Here is a 14,905-nt window from a genome sequence, read left to right on the forward strand (position 1 = left end):
GAAAAATGGATATAAAAGCAGAAGTAATTGAAATTATTGAAGAACTATTTATGGAAGATGTGTCAGACATGATGGACGAGGATTTGTTTGACGCTGGTGTCCTAGACAGTATGGGAACGGTCGAGCTGATTGTTGAGCTGGAAAACCGTTTTGATATCCGCGTGCCAGTGTCAGAGTTTGGCCGCGATGACTGGAACACAGCCAATAAAATCGTTGAAGGCGTAACGGAGCTTCGCAATGCTTAAACGACTCTGGCTGATTCTGGGGCCGGTTTTCTGCGCTATGGCCATGGTTGCCCTGCTCTTTTTCTTCTATCCGCTTGATAAAAAGCATGATATAGAAGCAGAGAAGCGCTCGGCAGTGACCCTGACAGCAGAAAACTTCAAGAGCCGTAGCAAGAAGGTGACAGCCTTGACCGATAAGAAGATGCGCTTTGTTCCCTTCTTTGGCTCTAGCGAATGGCTGCGCTTTGATAGTATGCATCCGGCAGTGCTGGCTGAGAAATACGGCCGCTCCTATCGGCCTTATTTTCTAGGCCAGCGCGGGGCAGCATCATTTAATCAGTACTTTGGTATGCAGCAGATGTCCTCTGAGTTGGAGGGGCAAACGGCGGTCTATGTAGTGTCGCCCCAGTGGTTTACCAAGACTGGCTATGATGCTTCGGCCTTTCAGCAGTACTTCAACAGTGATCAGCTGACGGCTTATCTGTCTCAACAGCAAGGAGATGCGGCGGCGCAATATGCAGCCCAGCGCCTCCTTCAGCTTTATCCAGATGTCGCTATGGCAGAGAGCGTGCAGAAGCTGTCGGAAGGTAAAAAGCTGAGCAGCTTTGAAGAGCGTCATATTGAGATGATGGCCCATCTTAATGAGCGCCAAGATGCTTTTTTTAGCAACTTTGCTGCCCTTAATAATGGAAATTATGACCAGCGAATTTTACCTTATATGGCTGATTTGCCTGATACCTTCTCCTATCAGGCTTTGGAAGAGATTGCTACAGCAGAAGCCAAGAAGAAGACCAATAACAACCAATTCGGCATAGACAATCAATTTTACAAGACCCGTCTGGCCGGCAAGGTTGCCAAGCTCAGAGGTTTTCAAACCAAGCAATCTTATGAAAAATCTCCTGAGTACAACGACTTGCAGCTGGTTCTGGACCAGTTTGCCAAGTCAAAGACTAATGTCATCTTCATCATTCCACCGGTCAATTCTAAGTGGATGGAGTATACAGGACTCAGTCCAGAAATGTACCAGCGGACGGTAGCTAAGATTCGCTACCAGCTGGAAAGTCAGGGCTTTACCAACATTGCTGACTTTTCTAAGGACGGCGACAAGCCTTACTTCATGCAGGACACTATTCACATGGGCTGGAATGGCTGGCTGGCCTTTGACAAGGCTGTTGATCCTTTTGTAGCCAATCCACAGCCGGCGCCAAACTACCAGATGAATGACCGCTTCTTCAGCAAGGAATGGTCTCAGTATACTGGCAAACCAGAAGAATTCAAATAGGGTTGGGACTTTCCAGCCTTATTTTTATAAGGAGGAAAGATGAAGATTCGTTTGTCCCAAACAGAAGATATCCCAGCCATTATGGCGATTTATGATGTGGCCCGTCAGTTCATGAAAGACCAGGGCAATCCGACTCAGTGGGATGGAGGCTATCCCAGCGCGAGCTTGATTGAGGATGACATTGCGGCTGGCCACTCTTTTGTTATAGAGGTAGAAGGGCGACTGGTCGGCACCTTTGCCTTTATCATCGGAGAAGATCCGACCTATCAGGTCATCGAAAAGGGTAGCTGGCATTTTGCGGAGCCTTACGGCACCATTCACCGCATCGCTTCAAATGGCCAAGTCAGAGGCCTGTCCCGTCAGGTCTTTGATTTTTGTTGCCAGCAGCTTCCCTACTTGCGAATCGATACCCATGCGGACAATCAGCCTATGCAGGCAGCTGTGCTGAACTACGGCTTTAGGGAGTGTGGCATTATTTATGTAGCTGACGGCAGTCCTCGCCTGGCTTATGATTATCATCAATAAAAAAATCTGCCCTTGAGCAGATTTTTTGCGTTATATCAAAACATACTTTTCTACAGCTTCTGCAACTCCGTGCTCATTGTTGCTTTTGGTGACGGCTTTTGCTTCGGTTTTGACTGCTTCGGGGGCATTGCCCATAGCGACTCCAAGTCCAGTCAAGCGCAGCATAGGAAGGTCATTGAAATTGTCTCCGATTGTCATGACCTGCTCTAGAGGCACTTGGTAGTGCTGGGCAATTTCGTACAAGGCTTGCTCCTTGGAGACATGCTTGGCCGTGACTTCCATGTAGTTGTCCTTAGAAAGGTAGAAGGCTGTCTTGGGAAATTCTAAGGTCTGTAGGTAGCCGTAAAGTTTCTGGATGACAGGCACTTCATCAATGAGGAGTAACTTGTGAGCAGGCATTAGCACGTCCAGCACCGGCATTAGTACATTCTGAATTATCGGCTGCTCACCTGTAATCTCAGCCTCTATCTGCACCCATTTATCTAGATGATCAGCGATCCAATCCTTACCGGAATAGAGATTGATTGACACACTAGGAAATTCAGCCTTGACCAGCTCTATAAAAGTGCGGATTTCTTTCTTGTCGAGAGGATGCTCGATAATAGTTTCATAAGCTTGCGGGTCGCCCTTGATGACCAGAGCGCCATTGTAGCAAGCCAGCGGATTATCTCCCAGTCCCAGCTCACGGGCAATGGGCTCCATGCCTAGAGGAGATCGGGCAGAAGCGAGAACGAAAGGGATTTTTTCTCGGCTTAGCAGGGGAATCATGTCCTTGAGTTTAGAATCTACTTGATGCTGGTCATCCAAAATGGTACCGTCAATGTCGCTGATAATCAGGCGAATCGTTTGTTTTGTCATAGCTCTTCCTCCTTTGTATCTAATGGATCGATTTAATAAATTATTTTAACCTTGTCTCCTAGCTTTTCTTGGACTTCAGGACTGGGCTCTTGGTCCGTAATCCAGTAGTCAAAGTCGCTGACAGGCCCCAGGATGTACTTAGATTCTTTCTGCCATTTGTCTTGCTCGGCCAGCAGAATCTTAACCTTAGCGTGTTTCAAAGCTAGTTTTTTCAGGTGAGCATCGGCCTCGTCTTCAAAGCTGACTAGACCATCAGAGACACTAGCTGCTCCGATAAAGGCAATGTCAAAGGAAATTTGCTGCAACAGCTCTGCTTCATTGAGCGCGTAGTAGAATCGATTTTTGGGATAAAATTTTCCGCCTAAGAGGTGAAAGTCCACTTTGTCCTGAGTGCTCAGCATGATTGCATTATCCAGAGAATGGGAATAGATTGTCATAGGATCCTTGATGCGCTGGGCCAGATGGAGAACGATGGTTGAGACATCAAAGAAAGCAATCTGCCCCGGCTTGAGAAAGTCATGGGCCTTCTGTGCAATAGCCTTTTTTTCTTGATTTAGTTGGTTGATGCGGTCGTTAAAGGAGGGGATTTGCCGGCTAGTATCCAGCGAGATAATACCTCCGTGGGTGCGTTGCACAAGCCTACGCTCGCTTAAAATTGAAAAATCTCGCCGGATGGTATCTTTAGAAACCTGAAAATGCTCAATCATATCCTTAGCTGACAGCTGTTTTTTCTCAGCTAAGAGCTCTAAGATTTCAGCTAAGCGTTGTTCTTGGTACATACTTGGCCCTCCTTGCTTTTCTGAATAGAGTATAACACGACGGATAAGTTTTTACAAGTCTTTTTAATGTTTTGCAAGTCTTTTGAAATGCACAGGAGAAAATCAAAAAACCGAGCGGAACTCGGTTTTTATGAATTATAATAATCGAAATATGTTTTTCAATTAAGGTGTTTGTATATTGACAGATCCATCGCTGCCGACCTTAACATCAACACCGCCGCCTTGAACATGAACGCCATCTTCATTTACGCTAACACCAGCGTTGTCAGTTTGTACATTAGCACTACCGTCTCCGTTAGTTTCAACAGAAGCATCTCCGCTTTCGTCTCCGCCATTTACATTAACGCTAGCATCTCCGCCGTTTACGTTGACTTTGGCACTACCGCTTTCTTCAGATGTGCTACTAGAGCTTGTCTTAGCTTTAGATGAAGAAGATACGCTTGAGCTGGAACTTGAGCTTTCTTCAGTCTTCTTATCCGCAGAATTTCCGCAAGCTGCTAAAAAGAAAAGTGCAATTAGTGGTAATAAAAATAAAGAAATTTTAGATAATTTTTTCATCTTACCCCTCCTTCTAGTATAATATTAAACAAATATTTCATTTGAAGCAATGAAAAACTGGATTGATACACAAATAACATACTGTATTAATAAAAGTGTTACAAATTATATGTACGATAATTAGATAATACATAGATTTTATAAGCTTTTCCACGATTTTCTGCTTATTTAGTATGTAATTTTTTTGTAACATAATTCTTGTCCAGGAGAAGGAGAAAATTAACATTTTTGCAACATTTCTTTTCCTCTGTAAATGGAGAAATCATGCTATAATCAACCTATGTTATCAAGAGATTTTTATAAACTAATCGAGACAGACACAGTTGCAGCAGCGCGAGCTTTGTTAGGTATGCAGCTGATTCTAAATGGCCAGAAGTTAGGCCGAATTGTCGAAACAGAAGCCTACCTGGGAAGTCAAGACAGTGCCTGCCATTCGGCTGGAGGGCGCCGCTCCCCTAAGAATGAATCCATGTATCTGCCAGCAGGTCACTGGTATGTTTATCAGATTTATGGTCATCAGATGCTGAATATGGTTACCAAGGCTGAAAATGTTGCCGAAGCCGTACTGATTCGAGCCTTGGAGCTTCCGGATGGCCGACTTTTAGCTAATGGCCCTGGCAAGCTAACCAAGTATGCTGGGATTGATAAGCGCTTTGATGGACAGAGTTTAGCGACTTCCAGTCTGCAATTAGCCCATGACCTGACTCCCAATCAGATTGCCAGCCGTTCGCGGATTGGCGTGACCTGCACAGATGCCTGGCGGGAGGAGCCCTTAGGCTTTTATGTGGCTGGCAATCGTCATGTCTCAAAAGTGCCCAAGCGAGGCCTGCTGGATGATGAGGACACTTGGAAGAAGGAGTAAAAGATGAAGAAAACAGAGATTTTTGAGCAAGTCGTAGAAATTATGCGAGAGGATTCCTCAACAAAGAAAGACATCATGGGTGCAAATCCCGAAGAATATCGAGCGCGCATCACAGACCAGATGAGCCAAGAGGACTTTCTCTATCAGATGCATTGTTATATAGCCAGTTTTGGGATTTTGTCTCATGTTTGGTTTGGGCTGAAGGAAACGCAACCGCCCGGCTTTAAACTGAGATACTACCAAGACTGCCTCTACGTCCTGCAGGCAAATAGCGATACGGGGCTGAAACGTGGAGACCAGATTCTAGCCTTGGATGGAAAACCTTTGCCCCAGGTCTATCAAGAGCACAAGAATTATTTTGTCAGTTCCACACCAGAGCGACAGCATAAGGAGTGGGCTTACTTTGTGGAGTATGCCGAAAAAGTTACGGTGGTACGCAATGGCAAGGAAGAGCAACTGCATGTTCAGCCAACTGCCCACCCAAAGAAGCCACCGCAGTTTGAATGGCGCAATCTTTCTGAGGACATCGTCTATCTTAAGTTAGAAGATTTTACGGATGAGGCAGCCATCACTCAGCTTTATGCTGACAGTCAAGCAGCTATTGAGCAGGCCAAGTATTTAATCATTGATGTTCGGGTCAATTATGGCGGGACGGACTCGCTTTATTATCCACTTTTCAAATATACTCTCCCTCAGGGGAAGGCCTTTAGTGATTTAGATTTGCCAAGCGATGATGGGATGGAGATTCTCTATACAGATAGAAATGTTGATTTGCGCCAGCAACTGATGCAAAATATCCTAGAAGATCCAAACTTGTCAGCAGAAACTCACCAAATCATCAAAGAATTTCTAAAAGAGCTAGAAGAAAATCGGGGGAAAGGTTATGTCCTTTATGGCGATGAGGATAGCAATCAAAACTTTCTGCCAGACGTCCTAGGCCTAGCTCGACCTGAAAAAGTCTTTGTACTAGCAGATGTTACCTGTGGGTCTTCAGGTGATAATTTTGTTGATACTATGAAAAAGATGCCCAAGGTTACGGTCCTAGGGCGTCCGACTATGGGAATTTTAGATTATTCCAATTGCTGCGTGAAGGATTTTGGTGACTATGAGCTCCTGTTTCCCACTTCACGTGACACTAGAATTGATCAAGGAAAGGGCATGAATGATAAGGGAGTTGAACCAGATATCCTGATTCCTTGGACACCAGAGCATTTAGAGCGGGATGTCGACCTGGAAGAGTGCCTCAACTATTGCAAAAACGCTTAGGATTTCTAAGCGTTTTTTCGTCTTTACTATATCTTGTCAAACTTCTCAATGTAAAAGAGTGTTAGCGTCACAATGGCAGCCAAGCCAATGAGAATGAGGATAGCTGGGGTCCAGGAATGGAATAAATCAAAGCTATATCCAAAGAGGCTAGGTCCAAAGGCGGCCAGAATATAACCGCCAGTCTGGGCTAAGCCAGATAGCTGAGCGGTTTGCTCAGGAGTACTGGTTTTCAGCGAAAAAGTGACCATGAGGTAGGGGAAGAGGGCGCTGACGGATATACCGATTAGCAGATTGAGGATGAACCAGTAGACAAAGGAATCTGTCTTGACCAGCAGCATACCTAGACCAACCATACCAGTTACAGAAAAGAGAGCAATCATTCCTAAGCGTTTTTTAGCGGATAGACGCGTTGTCAGACTAGGAATCGTCATAGCCAGAGGAAGACTGATAAAGGAAAAGACAGAGGCCAAGAAACCAGTAGCATCATTGGAAAGTCCTGCCAACTGACCAAGAGTCGGCAGCCAAGTGATAGCCGTATAAAAGAGTAAGGACTGCAGGCCGCCGAAAACAATCAGAGCCCATACTCTAGGATTTTTTAGCAGGGAGCCCATTTGCTGCTCGCGATTTTTACTAGTCAGTTTGTGATTGTGGCGGCTGTTGGGAATCCACACCAAGCAAGCCAGTAAGCAGATGAGGGTCAGGACGAGAATCAGTCCTTTCCAGCCGGCTAAGCGGACAATAGGTGCAGCCAAGGGAGACATGATTGAGATGGCCAGTCCCATAGAAGTGATATAGAGTGTGGTTAGAAATCCAATTTTCTCTGGCTGATTAGCCTGAATGACATTGGGCAAGAGCACATTTAAGACGGCGATGGCAGCCCCTAGCATGATTGTACCTGCATAGAGTAGAGGCAGGTTAAAAATACGAATAAAAGAGCCCAGAGTCAGCACAATTATGGCTATGGTAAAGAGCTTTTCCAGGCCGACCTTTTGAGCTAGGCGTGGGGAAAAGGCTGAGCAGAGGGCAAACATGATCAAGGGCAGGCTAGTCAGCAGCCCCAGAGAGTTGACGGGAACTTGCAGCCCCTTAGCAATATCGCCCAAAACAACAGGTAGCACTGCAAAAGGCGCCCGTAGGATAACCCCCACCATCAGAATACCTGGGAGCAAAAATTTCGAATGTTGCTTTTTCATAAAGTTGAGTTTCCTCCTATATAAATATCAAAATAAAATCAGTCCATCAAATCCAGAAAATACTGGCTGATAACTGTTTCTGGCAATGTTTTCTTCTGCTGGAGCCACCAACTGACCGTCTCCACAAAGGTAGAAGTCACATAATTTCTTAGAAAGGGCTCGGGTAGCTGAGATTTTTTTCGCAGGAGCTGTTCCTGAATCATCGGAAAGAGATAGTTTTCCAGCTCAATCTTTAAGCGATTGGTGAAATAGATATTTTTCGAAAGCAGCAAGGTTGCAATCTTGTCCTGATTCTTTTGGAAATGCTTGAAAATATGGGCGGTTGCTTCAAAGAGATCCTTGCCGTCGTCGCGTTCAAGAAAGGTATGCTGAAAGAGGTCTTGGCAAACCTCCTCTAGCAAGGCTTCCTTGGTATCGAAATGGGCATAAAAAGTCGACCGGCCAACGTCTGCCAGGTCGATGATTTCTTGCACGGTGATGCTTTCATAGCTTTTTTGATGCAGCAGGCTGATAAAAGCTTGGTAAATAGCTGCGCGTGATTTCTTGACTCGTCTGTCCATAGCGTTTCGGAACAAAAGAGCAGGATTGTTCAGTAACGGACAAAGCCCCTCAATTGCTTCTTGTTTCCTTTCTGAGAATAAGGGATAATAAAGATGAAGAAAACTGAACAAGGTGTTCCGTTTTGATTACATTATACTATAAATTTTGCTAAACTGAAAGGAGGCTGCCGTGAAATCTAGTAAAAATATGACCATTGCCTTTCTGTTAAACTTTTCCTTTGCCATTCTTGAGTTTATCTTTGGCTTTATGTTCAATTCCAGCGCTGTACTAGCTGATGCCGTACATGACACGGGAGATGCGATGGCCATCGGACTTTCTACCCTTTTTGAAAAAATTTCTAATAAAAAAGAAGACAAGAAATACACTCTGGGCTACAAGCGCTACAGCCTTTTGGGAGCCTTGCTGACCTCGGTCATCTTGCTGGTCGGCTCGACCTTGGTGATTATCGAAAACGTACCCAAGGTCTTTGCGCCTGAAAAGGTCAATTATGACGGCATGCTGGTGCTGGGTATTTTCGCCATTATAGTCAATCTAGCAGCCAGCAAGGTAGTCGGCCATGGTCATGGACACAGTCATAATGAGTCTATTCTCAGTCTGCATTTCTTAGAGGACATTTTGGGCTGGGTGGCTGTTATTCTGGTCTCTATTGTTTTGCGCTTTACCGATTGGTATTTTCTAGATCCGCTGCTCTCCCTGCTTATCGCGGGCTTCATCCTCAGCAAGGCCCTGCCTAAGTTCTGGGAAAACATCAAGATTTTTCTGGATCATATCCCTAGCGATATTGATTTGAGTCAGCTTTATCAGGAAATTCTGGCAGTTGAAAACGTTCAGACTATTACCCAGCTCAATGTCTGGACCACAGACGGTATGGAAAAATTTGCTATGATCCATATTTGTCTTGAAAATCCAGACCTGCTGGTCGATACCCAGACCACTCTTCGTCAAGAACTGCAAGCTTACGGTATTACCAAAATCACTATCCAGACAGATAGTAGCTTGGAAGAGCATGAAGAGTGGTGTATAGGTGGAGAAGGCGATTTAAAACCTCATATTTAAATATTACTACGGTAAATTATATCTCTGCAGTCCGATATTCGGGCTGTTTTTTCGTTTTACAGTCTAATTTCCATCACTTAACTGGTTTTGTTTTTACGATTTTCCTCTTATTTATTATGTTTTTTTCCCTGTCTGAAAATTCTAGCTTTTTGATTTTGTGGTTTTTCTATAAAAAATAGACAAGCTAAACACTCTGTGCATTTTTAGGGTGGTTATACCTCTTAGAAAATGCAAATGTATTGACAATGCATTTTCTTTAGCATATACTATTGAGTAGGAAGAAACAGGCAAAGCTTGCTAAGCCTTGTCCTGAAGCGCCTTTCCTAAGCATATCGAATACCGATTAGAAGAAGACAGATGCTGTCACACTGTCCATCTGAAGGTTGAAAAAGAAGCAGTAAAGGGGAGAAATTCCCTCAAAAAATTTTGCTGTTTTTAAACTTTGAAAGAAAAAAAGCTATTTAAAAAACGTTAGAAACGTTGATATAACAAGCTTTTATCAAAATTAAACATTTTTTTAAATGCAATCATTTTTTTCGAGGCAAACCTGTTGACAAGATGTCAATTATGTCATATACTGTGATAGGTAAATGTTTTTTAAAGCAAATAAAGCTTTTGTTCCTAGCATTTCCTACCAAAATATGCATATCGGTAAAAAGAAAAACCATAAGATAAGAATTCTTATCTTATGGCACTGGCTGCTTGATGATTCGGGTTAAACCAACTTCACACACACACGGTTTAACCTGCATCTAAAAGCATGAGAAATTTTGCAAGAGAACTTGCTTTGTATAGTATTTAAGAACGCAAGAACAAATGTTTTTGGCATCTGCTTTTTTGCGCCCCTTTTGACAAATCTAAAACGTCCCTTATCAATCTTAGGATTGGTTTAAGGACTGTTTACTAGGTTTATCAAATGGAGATACTGCTCAAAGCATCTAACTTAAAACATTAAGTTTGGTTCTATTGGTAAATTTTCCATGTACTAGCCTAACTTAAAAAGCTTAAAGAAACCTTAAAGGAAGCTTTAAGCGAGGGAGATTTTTTTAAGAAAGCTGTTATCTATTAACGCATAGAAAGAATTGAAGGATTTTTACAAAAAAATCACAGACAGGAGAAACAAATGGCACTAATCGCTATATTGGTTCAATTCAATCTGATAACGGCAGCTCAAAAAGAAGAAATTCTTCAAGATATGCCACAATCAAACATGCAGTTAGAGAGATATCTAATCAGCAAGGGCTATGTGACAGAAGAAGATATGCTGAAAGTCATGAGTTACTATTACCGTGTACCTCATGTCAATCTATCACAGTTTGTGATAGAAAAGGAAGCTGTCGAGAAGGTTTCAGAGAAAGTTGCTAAACGTCATGGATTGATTCCGATCTCTTTCACAGATGGGGAAGAGGGAGAAGAACCCAAGTTAGTAGTTGCGATGGCAGACCCAAGCAACTATATCGCCCTAGACGATGTTAAAATCGTCTCTAAGATGGCGGTAGAACCTTATGTAACTTTTCGGGATGATATTGAAAAGTATATCGATCAATACTATTCCAAAGGAGAAGAAGCCCAACAGGCAGCGACCGAAATCGAAGGTTTTAATGTGGATGAAGAGATCATCGAAGAGGATCTCGAAATCAAAAACGCTCCGGTTGTACGTTTGATTGACTCGATTATCAGTCAGGCAATCAAGACGCGGACCAGCGATATCCATATTGAGCCCTTTGAAAAAGTTGTTCGTGTTCGTTTCCGGGTTGACGGGACTTTGGTGGAAAACATGCAGTTGAAAGCCAATGCTCACTCAGCCATTGCGACACGGATTAAGATCATGAGTGGTCTGGACATCGCCGAGCGACGGATTCCTCAGGATGGACGGATTGAGACAACCATCGACGGCAAAGAAGTCGACATGCGGGTTTCAGTCTTGCCTACTGTATTCGGTGAAAAAATCGTTATTCGGATTTTGAGCCGGAATGCAACTCTCCTCAGTAAAGAGGAGCTGGGATTCTCGCCAACCAATCAGAAGCTCTTTGAAGATATTCTTAAGGCGCCAGAAGGCATTATCTTGCTGACTGGTCCTACAGGAAGCGGAAAGACAACCACTCTCTACACAGCGCTCCGTGAGCTCAATGATGTAGGAAAAAATATCATCACCGTTGAAGATCCGGTTGAGTACCGATTGGAAGGGGTCAACCAAGTTCAGGTAAATAATAAAGCTGGACTGACCTTCGCGAGTGGTTTGAGAAGTATCCTGCGTCAGGACCCGGACATCGTTCTCTTGGGGGAAATTCGGGACGAAGAGACAGCTAGTATCGCGGTTCGTGCCGCTATCACTGGTCACGTCGTTCTCTCGACTATCCACACCAATGACACAGCTAGTACAGTCAACCGTTTGGTCGATATGGGCATTAAGCCTTATCTGGTCTCAACGGCGACTGTCGGTATTATCGCACAGCGCTTGATTAAGCGCATCTGTCCTAAGTGTAAGACTGAGTATACTGTAGAAACAAATGAACATGCAGGTATCGGTATTCACAAGGGAGACACCTTGTATCGCGGACGCGGCTGCAACTACTGCAGCGGTACGGGATACTATGGACGTATTGCCATCCACGAAATCATGGCGGTGACACGGGAGATTAAGTCACTAATTAATGATGGTGGAACAACGGCGCAGCTTCGAGCAGAAGCTAAGAAAAATGGTATGCGAGACTTGGCGGAGGAGGCCATTGATATCGCAAAACAGGGGACTACAACGATTGAAGAAGCAATGAAGATTGCCTTTAGTCTAGAAGGGGAAGTTTAGGATGAATTTGGATGAGTTAATTAAGCAGGCGATTGAAGCGGGTGCATCAGATATCCACTTCACGGTTGGCGCTGAGCCAACCATGCGTCTGCACGGGAGGTTAACACAACTCAACAATACAATTTTGACCAACGAAGACACGGTTCGCTTCACCAAGCATATTTTAAATGAGAAGCAGATTGCTCATCTTTTAGAAGTCGGTGAAGTGGACTGTGCCTACGAGGTCGATAATGGCTATCGCTTGCGGGTCAATATCTTTAAGCAGAAAAACAACTGCGGGATTGCCTTGCGGGTTATTCCCAAGGATATTCCATCTATGGAATCTCTGGGATTGCCACCAGTTATCAAAAAGCTAGCTGAGAAACGCCGGGGTCTGATATTGGTTACCGGACCAACAGGAAGCGGAAAGTCAACGACCCTGGCAACCATGATCAACTACATGAACAGCTTGCGGGACGAGCACATCATCACGATTGAAGATCCGATCGAGTACATGCACACGCATAATAAGTGCTTGGTCAACCAGCGTGAGCTGGGAGCGGATACGCAGAGCTTCGGCAATGCCCTCCGCGGTGCCCTTCGTCAGGACCCGGATGTCATCCTAGTCGGTGAGATGCGGGATAAGGAAACGATTGAAATCGCCCTGCGTGCGGCGGAAACAGGTCACTTAGTCCTGTCAACTCTCCACACGGTCGGTGCCGTAAACACCATGGACCGGATTATCGACGTATTTCCAGCCGAGCAGCAGGAGCAGATCCGCGTACAGCTTTCAGCCGTTATGGAAGGAGTTGTATCGCAGCAGCTTATGCGTACAGCGACCGGTAAGGGTCGTGTAGCTGCCTTTGAAATCATGCTGGGAACACCCGCTATTCGCAATCTCATTCGCGAAGGGAAGACTCACCAACTGCTAACCCCAATCCAAACAGGGGCTCAGCTAGGCATGATTACCATGGACACTTCGCTCATGGGACTCTACCGTCGCAATGTCATCGACCAAAGAACGCTGCTGTCTTACTCAGTAGACCGCGCTCAAGTTGAAAAATCCCTAGGAATAGTGGGGTACTAGAGCATGACAGTATATGTTTGTAAATACTTAGACACTCGGCAAGGGGTCGTTACACTAGAGGTGGACGCTCCAAACCGGACAGACGCCGTCAATCGGATCCGTCTCAAAGGTAAACCAATTAGTGTCGAAGAAAAGGTCATGGGTTCTAAGGAGATTGTTCTTTTCCAAAGCAAGAAGATTAAGCTCAAGGACATATCGCTTTTCTGTAAGCAGATGTCGGTTATGCTAAACTCGGGTATCCCGCTCAACAATGCAGTGGATATCTTAGAGCAGCAGACAGATGCCAAAAACTTGAAGGCAAGTCTGAAGGTTATCAGCAAAGGTCTGAAGGAAGGGAATCAGCTGTCCAAGGCTCTAATCGAGCAAAATGGTCTCTTTCCTGACCTCTTAATCCGTATGGTACAGGCCGGCGAAAAGACTGGTAAGCTAGACGAGGTACTGGAAAGAATGTCTGAGCACTATAATAAGGAGCTCAAGACCAGTCGCCAGATTCGCGGAGCTATGATCTATCCAGCGGTCCTTGCCTTTCTGGCAGTAGCTGCCACCTTGGTCTTGCTCTATGTCGTTATCCCTAACTTCTCGGGAATCTTTGAGCAGAGTGGCGTTGCTTTACCTTTGCCGACACGTATCGTCTTGGCAGCTAGTAATTTTGTCCAGTCTTACTGGTATATCCTCTTTGGAGGGGTTGGGCTTCTAGTCTTCCTATTCCTGCGTTATCGCAGTACTGAGGCAGGACGCTACCAGCTGGACCAGCTAAAGCTCAAGATGCCAGTCGTCAAAGGACCAATGCAGAAGATTGTTACTGCTCGTTTTGCCAGCACCCTGGCTACTCTTACCAGTGCGGGTATCCCTCTGGTAGAGGCTATTGATTCAGCTGCTGCAACGACCAATAACGCTGTTGTTATTGACAAGCTGAGAATCGCCAATGAAGGTCTGCAAAAAGGGGAACGTCTAACGGGTATGCTGACCTCGACAGGTCTCTTCCCTCCAATGATGCTCTCGATGGTCAAGATCGGTGAGGAGTCTGGGTCTCTGGAGTCCATGCTCAATAAAACATCAGATTTTTATGAAGAAGAGCTGGAGGCAGCTATCAAGCAATTGCTCTCACTCTTGGAACCAGCCATGATCATCTTCATGGGGGTTATCATCGGAGGTATTGTTGCTTCTGTTATGTTACCAATGTTTGAAATTGCCAATGCTGTTCAACAGGGTGGTGAAGCAAATCAATAAAAGATTATTTACAGAAAAAAGTTAGGATTCGCAGAGTACTTGCTCTGCACAAAAAGTTAGGAAAACCGTTCTGATGCTGGGAGTTTGTGGGGTCTCCCAGCTAGGAACAAAACAAATGCCTCTGTGGGCGAATATAATAAAATATATGGAAAAGAAATAGGAGAACTATTCAAATGTTAAACAAATTGCAAAAGTTCCGTCAGGACTTGAAGAAAAAAGGTAAAGGTTTTACCTTGGTTGAGTTGATTGTCGTAATCATTATCATTGCTGTTTTGGCAGCGGTCGCTATCCCAGCTATCACAGGGTTCCAAGACAGTGCGCGTAAGAGCCGTATCGAAACAGAGCACCGTCAGTTGGTTTCAGCTGTTCAGTCTTATCTAGGTTCTCAAGTAGATCCAGAAACAGCTGATGTACCAAATCTTGATGCTTTGAAGCCATATATCTCTAAAACCTCTCAAAAAGAAGGTGGTCTTGATAAGATTCTTGCACAAGATAACGGTACTGCCGCACACGTAATTGATCCAAAAACTCATACTCTGACTTCTAAATATACTCCAAAGAGTGGCGGAGATGCAAAAACATGGGTTTATAACTGGCGCGAGAACAGTACTAATTAATTGCGTATTATATCTCAAAGTC

15 protein-coding genes are annotated in these 14,905 nt (G+C 44.5%); 10 read left to right on the forward strand and 5 right to left on the reverse strand.

Annotated elements, in window-relative coordinates:
* The first annotated feature begins 5 nt into the window (after nucleotides 1-5).
* From dltC to K1I94_RS10545, 3 genes are read left to right on the forward strand one after another with little or no spacing between them, the layout of a single operon-like run.
* Nucleotides 6-245, forward strand: coding sequence for a D-alanine--poly(phosphoribitol) ligase subunit DltC (gene dltC, locus K1I94_RS10535; protein ID WP_002894204.1), 240 nt, complete (start codon nucleotides 6-8; stop codon nucleotides 243-245).
* Nucleotides 238-1,506 (forward strand): D-alanyl-lipoteichoic acid biosynthesis protein DltD, encoded by a 1,269-nt coding sequence (dltD, locus tag K1I94_RS10540; protein WP_223315282.1) that lies wholly within the window; start codon nucleotides 238-240, stop codon nucleotides 1,504-1,506. The genes dltC and dltD overlap by 8 nt, the downstream gene beginning before the upstream one ends.
* A 39-nt stretch (nucleotides 1,507-1,545) precedes the next feature.
* Nucleotides 1,546-2,031: an N-acetyltransferase gene (locus K1I94_RS10545; RefSeq protein WP_223315283.1), complete on the forward strand. Its 486-nt coding sequence runs from the start codon at nucleotides 1,546-1,548 to the stop codon at nucleotides 2,029-2,031.
* Nucleotides 2,032-2,061: 30 nt separating this feature from the next.
* Here K1I94_RS10545 and K1I94_RS10550 read toward each other — a convergent pair whose 3' ends face one another.
* The 3 genes from K1I94_RS10550 to K1I94_RS10560 form a co-directional block, all read right to left on the reverse strand.
* Nucleotides 2,062-2,889 carry a Cof-type HAD-IIB family hydrolase gene (locus K1I94_RS10550; RefSeq protein ID WP_223315284.1) on the reverse strand — a complete coding sequence of 276 codons (828 nt, stop codon included), beginning with the start codon at nucleotides 2,887-2,889 and terminating at the stop codon, nucleotides 2,062-2,064.
* A 32-nt stretch (nucleotides 2,890-2,921) separates the two neighbouring features.
* Nucleotides 2,922-3,668: a DeoR/GlpR family DNA-binding transcription regulator gene (locus K1I94_RS10555; protein ID WP_223315285.1), complete on the reverse strand. Its 747-nt coding sequence runs from the start codon at nucleotides 3,666-3,668 to the stop codon at nucleotides 2,922-2,924.
* 162 nt (nucleotides 3,669-3,830) lie between these two features.
* Entirely contained in the window at nucleotides 3,831-4,226 is a 396-nt protein-coding gene (locus K1I94_RS10560; RefSeq protein ID WP_002917987.1) for a hypothetical protein, read from the reverse strand.
* A gap of 280 nt (nucleotides 4,227-4,506) precedes the next feature.
* Here K1I94_RS10560 and K1I94_RS10565 point away from each other — a divergent pair, with 280 nt between their 5' ends.
* Both K1I94_RS10565 and K1I94_RS10570 read left to right on the forward strand, forming a co-directional pair.
* Nucleotides 4,507-5,088, forward strand: a complete 582-nt coding sequence (locus tag K1I94_RS10565; protein WP_223315286.1) for a DNA-3-methyladenine glycosylase — start codon at nucleotides 4,507-4,509, stop codon at nucleotides 5,086-5,088.
* Between the two features lie 3 nt (nucleotides 5,089-5,091).
* Complete coding sequence (locus K1I94_RS10570; RefSeq protein WP_223315287.1) at nucleotides 5,092-6,354, forward strand: S41 family peptidase; 1,263 nt, start codon at nucleotides 5,092-5,094, stop codon at nucleotides 6,352-6,354.
* Nucleotides 6,355-6,380: 26 nt separating this feature from the next.
* Here K1I94_RS10570 and K1I94_RS10575 read toward each other — a convergent pair whose 3' ends face one another.
* Together K1I94_RS10575 and K1I94_RS10580 are read right to left on the reverse strand one after the other, a co-directional pair.
* Nucleotides 6,381-7,547 carry a CynX/NimT family MFS transporter gene (locus K1I94_RS10575; protein WP_223315288.1) on the reverse strand — a complete coding sequence of 389 codons (1,167 nt, stop codon included), beginning with the start codon at nucleotides 7,545-7,547 and terminating at the stop codon, nucleotides 6,381-6,383.
* A 38-nt stretch (nucleotides 7,548-7,585) separates the two neighbouring features.
* Entirely contained in the window at nucleotides 7,586-8,107 is a 522-nt protein-coding gene (locus K1I94_RS10580) for a TetR/AcrR family transcriptional regulator (RefSeq protein ID WP_002894195.1), read from the reverse strand.
* 169 nt (nucleotides 8,108-8,276) lie between these two features.
* On the opposite strand from K1I94_RS10580, the gene K1I94_RS10585 reads away from it, so the two are divergent.
* The 5 genes from K1I94_RS10585 to K1I94_RS10605 all read left to right on the forward strand — a co-directional run bounded on the left by K1I94_RS10585 (nucleotide 8,277) and on the right by K1I94_RS10605 (nucleotide 14,883).
* Nucleotides 8,277-9,164, forward strand: coding sequence for a cation diffusion facilitator family transporter (locus tag K1I94_RS10585; RefSeq protein WP_223315289.1), 888 nt, complete (start codon nucleotides 8,277-8,279; stop codon nucleotides 9,162-9,164).
* 1,123 nt (nucleotides 9,165-10,287) lie between these two features.
* A complete protein-coding gene (locus K1I94_RS10590; protein ID WP_002901897.1) occupies nucleotides 10,288-11,970 on the forward strand; it encodes a GspE/PulE family protein in 1,683 nt (560 codons plus the stop codon).
* Nucleotide 11,971: 1 nt separating this feature from the next.
* Nucleotides 11,972-13,036 carry a type IV pilus twitching motility protein PilT gene (locus tag K1I94_RS10595; protein ID WP_002899359.1) on the forward strand — a complete coding sequence of 355 codons (1,065 nt, stop codon included), beginning with the start codon at nucleotides 11,972-11,974 and terminating at the stop codon, nucleotides 13,034-13,036.
* A gap of 3 nt (nucleotides 13,037-13,039) precedes the next feature.
* Complete coding sequence (locus K1I94_RS10600) at nucleotides 13,040-14,266, forward strand: type II secretion system F family protein (protein ID WP_049547760.1); 1,227 nt, start codon at nucleotides 13,040-13,042, stop codon at nucleotides 14,264-14,266.
* Between the two features lie 173 nt (nucleotides 14,267-14,439).
* A complete protein-coding gene (locus tag K1I94_RS10605) occupies nucleotides 14,440-14,883 on the forward strand; it encodes a prepilin-type N-terminal cleavage/methylation domain-containing protein (RefSeq protein WP_223315290.1) in 444 nt (147 codons plus the stop codon).
* The last annotated feature ends 22 nt before the right edge of the window (nucleotides 14,884-14,905 follow it).

Origin of the sequence: Streptococcus sanguinis (assembly GCF_019929145.1) — a bacterium.
Taxonomy (GTDB): domain Bacteria; phylum Bacillota; class Bacilli; order Lactobacillales; family Streptococcaceae; genus Streptococcus; species Streptococcus sanguinis_U.

Bases quoted from the DNA above. Each gene is read 5' to 3' on its own strand.
- dltC (WP_002894204.1), top strand. From the start codon at position 6: ATGGATATAAAAGCAGAAGTAATTGAAATTATTGAAGAACTATTTATG.
- dltD (WP_223315282.1), top strand. From the start codon at position 238: ATGCTTAAACGACTCTGGCTGATTCTGGGGCCGGTTTTCTGCGCTATG.
- K1I94_RS10545 (WP_223315283.1), top strand. From the start codon at position 1,546: ATGAAGATTCGTTTGTCCCAAACAGAAGATATCCCAGCCATTATGGCG.
- K1I94_RS10550 (WP_223315284.1), bottom strand. From the start codon at position 2,889: ATGACAAAACAAACGATTCGCCTGATTATCAGCGACATTGACGGTACC.
- K1I94_RS10555 (WP_223315285.1), bottom strand. From the start codon at position 3,668: ATGTACCAAGAACAACGCTTAGCTGAAATCTTAGAGCTCTTAGCTGAG.
- K1I94_RS10560 (WP_002917987.1), bottom strand. From the start codon at position 4,226: ATGAAAAAATTATCTAAAATTTCTTTATTTTTATTACCACTAATTGCA.
- K1I94_RS10565 (WP_223315286.1), top strand. From the start codon at position 4,507: ATGTTATCAAGAGATTTTTATAAACTAATCGAGACAGACACAGTTGCA.
- K1I94_RS10570 (WP_223315287.1), top strand. From the start codon at position 5,092: ATGAAGAAAACAGAGATTTTTGAGCAAGTCGTAGAAATTATGCGAGAG.
- K1I94_RS10575 (WP_223315288.1), bottom strand. From the start codon at position 7,547: ATGAAAAAGCAACATTCGAAATTTTTGCTCCCAGGTATTCTGATGGTG.
- K1I94_RS10580 (WP_002894195.1), bottom strand. From the start codon at position 8,107: ATGGACAGACGAGTCAAGAAATCACGCGCAGCTATTTACCAAGCTTTT.
- K1I94_RS10590 (WP_002901897.1), top strand. From the start codon at position 10,288: ATGGCACTAATCGCTATATTGGTTCAATTCAATCTGATAACGGCAGCT.
- K1I94_RS10595 (WP_002899359.1), top strand. From the start codon at position 11,972: ATGAATTTGGATGAGTTAATTAAGCAGGCGATTGAAGCGGGTGCATCA.
- K1I94_RS10600 (WP_049547760.1), top strand. From the start codon at position 13,040: ATGACAGTATATGTTTGTAAATACTTAGACACTCGGCAAGGGGTCGTT.
- K1I94_RS10605 (WP_223315290.1), top strand. From the start codon at position 14,440: ATGTTAAACAAATTGCAAAAGTTCCGTCAGGACTTGAAGAAAAAAGGT.